This window comes from Streptosporangium sp. NPDC003464, assembly GCF_053588315.1.
The window spans coordinates 1-5,295 of sequence record NZ_JBSFPS010000426.1 but is presented as its reverse complement, the minus strand read 5'-3'; the positions used below and the strand labels follow the sequence as shown (position 1 = coordinate 5,295).

Sequence of the window (5,295 nt, the reverse complement as noted above, 5' to 3'; positions counted from 1 at the left end):
CTGCGCGAGGCGCGGGTCGGCCTCGGCCGACAGGCCGAGCAGCGTGGTGACCGGCGCCGACAGGCTGAGCTTGCCGTCCTGGACCAGCCGCATGACCGCCGCGGAGGTGATGTGCTTGCTCAGGCTGGCGATACGGAACAGCGAGGTCGGGTCCACCGACGGCAGGGCCTGCGTGCCGTCCGAATACCGGTAGCCGCGGGCCAGGACGAGCTTGCCGTTCTTGATGATCGCGAGCTGCGCGCAGGAGATGTCGCGCTCTTTGACGTAGGTCTTCATGACATTGTCGAACCCGGCCAGTGCCGCTGGGGCGATGCCCGTGGTGGTCAGGACCGGTGCGGACGCCGCCTGGGCGGGCCGGGCGCCCAGAGCCACGGCGGGCACGGAGACCGCGCCCGCCTTGAGCAGGTTCCGGCGGCTGAGCATCGTCACTTCTGTCCCCCAAGTCACATGCGTACAAGAAGGGCAGCATTTTACGGATATTTTGGTCTTTAGGGGCGGTTCTCCGCTTTCCCGGCATGCCCGCCGTACAAGATCGCGGGGCGGGCCCGCCCGAGGGTCCCTCAGCGTGGCCGGCGCGGCGCCGCCGAGACCAGGCTGGTCTCGTAGGCGACGATGACGAGCTGGGCGCGGTCGCGGGCGCCGAGCTTGCCGAGCAGTCGGCCGATGTGCGTCTTCACCGTCGCGAGGCTGAGGTTCAGATGGCCGGCGATCTCGGTGTTGGACAGCCCCCGGGCGATGAGCGTGAGCACGTCACGCTCCCGGCCGGTGACGCCGTCGAGCTCCCGGACGGGTGGTTGCGACGGCTCGGGGCGCCTGGCGAACTCGGCGATGAGGCGGCGCGTGACCGTCGGCGCGAGCAGCCCCTCGCCGGCGGCCACGACGCGGATCGCCGTCAGCAGCTCGCTGGGCGGCGTGTCCTTGAGCAGGAAGCCGCTGGCTCCCGCCCGCAGCGCCGCGTAGACGTATTCATCCAGGTCGAACGTGGTGAGCATCAGGACGCGCACGCTCGCGGTGTCGGCCGAGCCGCAGATGCGCCGGGCCGCCTCGATGCCGTCCATCTCCGGCATGCGCACGTCCATGAGCACCACGTCCGGCTGCTCGCTGCGGGCCAGGGCGACGGCCTCGGCGCCGGTCCCGGCCTCGCCGACCGCCGTCAGGCCCGGCGCGGTGTCCACCAGGAGCCGGAAGCTGCCGCGGAGCAGGGCCTGGTCGTCGGCGACCAGCACGCGGATCACGCCGTCCTCCCGCTGAGCCGATGGACTCACCCCTTCACCCGTCCTCGCCGTACGGCAGCCGCTTCACCCGTCCTCGCCGTACGGCAGCCGCGCCGACACCCCGAACCCGCCCTCCGGCCGCCGCCCGGCCGTGAAGGTCCCGCCGTACATGATGACCCTCTCACGCATCCCGATCAGCCCGTGGCCCTGACGGCCGGGCAGGACCCGGTGGCCCGGTCCGTCGTCGGTCACCTCGACCCGCACCTCCCTCCCGTCCGCCTCGACCGCCACCCGGCACCGCGCCGGGGCGGCGTGCCTGACCACGTTGGTCAGGGCCTCCTGCACGATCCGGTAGACCGACAGTCCGACGCCCTCGGGCAGCGCGGCCGCGGTGACGTCCAGGTCGACGCGGACGCCGGCCATCGCCGCCCGGCCGGCCAGCTCGGGCAGGCCGTCGAGGCCGGGTGCGGGGGAGAGGCCGGAGACCGTGTCCGGCGCCGCGCCGGGGCCGGAACGCATCACGCCCAGCAGGTGACGCATCTCGGTGAGCGCTCCCCGGCTGGTGGCCTCGATGACGCGCAGCGCGTCCCTGGCCTCCTCCGGCCGGGCCTCCGCGACGTGGTTGGCGATCCCCGCCTTGACCGCGATGAGGCTCATGCTGTGCGCGACGACGTCGTGCAGCTCGCGCGCGATGCGCAGGCGCTCCTCGGTGACCGCCCGGTCGGCGAACTGCTCGGCCGAGCGCGCCGCGTACGCGCGCCGCTCCCGCACGGCGCGGCCGACCGTCCAGGTGCAGCCGAGGAACGCCGCGCCCGCCACCAGGGCGCCGACGGGGCGCGCCCATCCGGCCGGGGTGGGACTGCCCGCCAGCGACAGCATCAGGAAGGCCGCCGCGCCGCACACGCCGATCGCGACCGTGGGCTCCCACCGGCGCCTGGGACGGGTGAGCGCGACGGGGTAGAGCGCGAAGGCCGCCGCGGCGAACCCGTCGTGCGCCAAGCCCAGGGAGAACGACACCAGGGACGCGCCGAGGACGAGACCGAAGACCGGCAGCGGCCACAGCCGCCGTACGGCGAGCGCCGCCCCGATCCCGGCCGGCAGCAGGCACTGCGCCCACAGCGGCGTCCCCGCCGCCGGCCGCGCGATCGCCGACAGCAGGAGCGCGATCACATACACCGCCCCGGCCAGCGCATCGAGGGCGACGAGCTGGCCGCGGCTCCACCTGCGCAGGAGCAGCGAGCCGTCCACGTCGAGATCGTCCACACCGAGACGCTACCGGCCCGGCTCCGGCTCCGGCCTCCACCCGGAGGACGTCATCCTCGGGTATGACCCGCCCCGGACGGCACCGCCGCCGCCGGACCCCGGTCCGACGGCGCGATCCCGGCCGTGGTCCGACGCGCCGCCGGCCCGCCGTACGGGACCCTCGACGGCATGATCGAAGTCAAGGAGCTGACCAAACGCTACGGCGCGACCGTCGCGGTGGACGGGCTGTCGTTCCGGGTGGAGCCGGGACAGGTGACCGGCTTCCTGGGGCCGAACGGCGCAGGGAAGTCGACCACGATGCGTGTCCTGCTCGGCCTGGACGCCCCCGGCTCGGGCGAGGCGCTCGTCAACGGGCGCCGCTACGCCACGATCCGGCACCCGATGCGCGAGGTGGGCGCGCTGCTCGACGCCGCGGCCGTGCACGGCGGCCGCACTGCCTTCGACCACCTGCGCTGGCTGGCCCGGAGCAACCGCATCGGGGTGCGCCGGGTGACGGAGGTGCTGGAGCAGGTGGGCCTGGCCGGGGCCGCCCGCAGGCGGGTCGGCGGGTTCTCCCTCGGCATGCGGCAGCGGCTGGGGATCGCCGCGGCGCTGCTCGGTGACCCGGGTGTGCTGATGTTCGACGAGCCGGTCAACGGGCTGGACCCGGAAGGGGTGCGGTGGATCCGCCACCTGATGCGCTCGCTGGCCGCGGAGGGACGCACCGTCCTGCTCTCCAGCCATCTGATGAGTGAGATGGCGCTCACCGCCGACCGTCTCGTCGTCATCGGGCGCGGCCGGCTGATCGCCGAGACCTCGGTCCAGGACCTGGCCGGCCGCTTCGAACGGGGCGTGCTGGTGCGCTCCCCGCGCGCGGCGGAGCTGACCGCGGTGCTCCGCGCCGCCGGGGCGACGGTCCTGGCGGAGCCGGACGGAGGGCTGGCGGTGAAGGGGCTCGAGGTGACGGAGATCGGCGACCTGGCCGCCGGGCACGGGCTCGCGGTGCACGAGGTGACGCCGCGCAGCGCCTCCCTGGAGGAGGCGTACCTGGAGCTCACCGGCGACGGCGTCGAGTACCGGGCGGCCGGGCGATGACCGGCGCGCTCGCGTCCGAGTGGCTGAAGCTCCGCTCCGCCCGTTCCACCTGGTACGTCCTCGGCGCGGTCGTGGCCTCCGTCCTGCTCATGGCGGTCTTCACCCGCTACGTGGTGAACCTGTGGGAGGGCCTGCCGGCCGAGCGCCGGGCCGGGCTGCGGGCCGCGGAGCCGGAGCGGCTCGTCCTGTTGCCCGTGCAGATCTGCGCGGCGGTGCTCGGCGTCCTCACGATCACCTCGGAGTACGCCACCGGCATGATCCGCACCAGCCTCGTGGCGGTGCCGTGGCGCGGTGTGGTGCTGACGGCCAAGGCCGTGGTCGTGGCCGCCGTCGCCCTCGTCGCCGGGCAGGCGAGTGTGTTCGTGGCGTTCTTCGCCGGCCGGGCGGTCGTCGGGGACCGCCCCATCCACGGTTTCACGGCGCCGCTAGCCGGAGGGCTCCCCGAGATGCTGGCCACCGGGCTGTCGCCGATGGTGCTCGCCTTGGTGGGGCTCGGCCTGGGCACCGTCCTGCGCTCCACCGCGGGGGCGGTCACCTGCGTCGTCGTACTGCTGTACGTGGTCCCGAGGTTCGCGGTCGCGCTGCCCGCGCCCTGGAACGCCAGGGTCGGCTCGGTACTGCTGGAGGACCTGACACGGCAGCTCGCGGGCGAGGTCCCCATGGCGGTCGGCCTCGGGAGGGCGGGCGCGGGGATCGGCCTGTCCCCGCCGGCGGCGCTGGCGGTGATGGCCCTGTACGTCGTCGTCGCGCTCGGTGCGGCGGCCGCCGTACTCGGCAGGAGGGACGTCCGGTGACCGACGTGCTCGCGTCCGAGTGGCTGAAGCTCCGCTCCGTCCGCTCCACCTGGTACGTCCTCGGCCTGGTCGCCCTGGCCGTGCCGGTGGCCGCCTTCCTGGCGCTGCAGGGCGTGAACGGCTGGGACGGCCTGCCGCCCGAGCGCCGGACGCGCTTCCAGGCGCCGCCCGTCGAGCAGGTCCTCCTGCCGCTCGTCCAGCTGTGCATGGGCGTCCTCGCCGTGCTGTCGATCACCTCGGAGTACGCCACCGGAACGATCCGCGCCAGCCTCGCGGCCGTGCCGCGCCGCCGGAGGGTGCTCGCCGGGAAGGCGGTGGTCGTCGCCGGGATCTCCCTCCTCGGCGGCCTGCTGTTCCTGGCCGGGGCGTTCGCCGCCGGCCGGGCGGTCGTCGGCGACCGGCCGCTGAGCCCCGGCTACGTGACCCCGCCCGGGGCGGAGATCCCGATGCTGCTCGCCTCCGGCCTGTCGGTGGCCGTGGTGGCACTCGTCGGCCTGGGCCTGGGGGCGGTCCTGCGCTCGGCCGCCGGGGCGATCGTCACCGTCAGCGCGCTGCTGTTCGTGCTCCCCGTGGTGGCGGCCCTGCTGCCCGCCCCGTGGGGCGGCCGGGCCGGCTCGGTGCTGCTGCCCGATCTCGCGGGGCAGCTCGTGGACCACCCGTCCGCCGTGGGGGACCTCCCGCCGCTCGGGGCGCTGGCGGTGCTGGCGGCGTACGTGGTCGCCGCCCTGGGCGCGGGAGCCGCCGTGCTGACCCGCAGGGACGCCTGACCCGCGGGCCCGCGTCCCCGGGCGGCTCCTCCCCACGGCCGTCCCGTACGGTGACCGCCGGGGACGCCCGGCCGGTCCCGCGCGGTGGCCGGGCCGGTCAGCTCGCCCCGGTCACCCGCACGGTGAGGTTCAGCCGCCCGCCGCCCGCCGCCCGCCGCCCGGCTCCCTGCGGCCCCGGACCAC

The 5,295-nt window shown here is 75.2% G+C and carries 6 protein-coding genes; 3 read left to right on the top strand and 3 right to left on the bottom strand.

What is annotated here, in order from left to right:
- From ACWDS7_RS46260 to ACWDS7_RS46250, 3 genes are all read right to left on the bottom strand, one after another.
- On the bottom strand, nucleotides 1-423 hold a 423-nt coding region (locus ACWDS7_RS46260), incomplete at its 3' end, for a serine hydrolase domain-containing protein (RefSeq protein ID WP_451934480.1).
- A gap of 137 nt (nucleotides 424-560) precedes the next feature.
- Complete coding sequence (locus tag ACWDS7_RS46255; RefSeq protein WP_451934479.1) at nucleotides 561-1,235, bottom strand: response regulator; 675 nt, start codon at nucleotides 1,233-1,235, stop codon at nucleotides 561-563.
- 63 nt (nucleotides 1,236-1,298) lie between these two features.
- Nucleotides 1,299-2,477: a histidine kinase gene (locus ACWDS7_RS46250; protein ID WP_451934478.1), complete on the bottom strand. Its 1,179-nt coding sequence runs from the start codon at nucleotides 2,475-2,477 to the stop codon at nucleotides 1,299-1,301.
- Nucleotides 2,478-2,645: 168 nt separating this feature from the next.
- Between ACWDS7_RS46250 and ACWDS7_RS46245 the strand changes: the two genes are divergently transcribed.
- Genes ACWDS7_RS46245 through ACWDS7_RS46235 form a run of 3 tightly spaced genes read left to right on the top strand, consistent with a single transcriptional unit; the run spans nucleotide 2,646 to nucleotide 5,112 of the window.
- Nucleotides 2,646-3,551 carry an ABC transporter ATP-binding protein gene (locus ACWDS7_RS46245; protein WP_451934477.1) on the top strand — a complete coding sequence of 302 codons (906 nt, stop codon included), beginning with the start codon at nucleotides 2,646-2,648 and terminating at the stop codon, nucleotides 3,549-3,551.
- A complete protein-coding gene (locus ACWDS7_RS46240; RefSeq protein WP_451934476.1) occupies nucleotides 3,548-4,345 on the top strand; it encodes an ABC transporter permease in 798 nt (265 codons plus the stop codon). Before ACWDS7_RS46245 ends, ACWDS7_RS46240 begins: the two co-directional genes overlap by 4 nt.
- Nucleotides 4,342-5,112, top strand: coding sequence for an ABC transporter permease (locus tag ACWDS7_RS46235; RefSeq protein WP_451934475.1), 771 nt, complete (start codon nucleotides 4,342-4,344; stop codon nucleotides 5,110-5,112). Before ACWDS7_RS46240 ends, ACWDS7_RS46235 begins: the two co-directional genes overlap by 4 nt.
- The last annotated feature ends 183 nt before the right edge of the window (nucleotides 5,113-5,295 follow it).

Bases quoted from the DNA above. Each gene is read 5' to 3' on its own strand.
- ACWDS7_RS46245 (WP_451934477.1), top strand. From the start codon at position 2,646: ATGATCGAAGTCAAGGAGCTGACCAAACGCTACGGCGCGACCGTCGCG.
- ACWDS7_RS46240 (WP_451934476.1), top strand. From the start codon at position 3,548: ATGACCGGCGCGCTCGCGTCCGAGTGGCTGAAGCTCCGCTCCGCCCGT.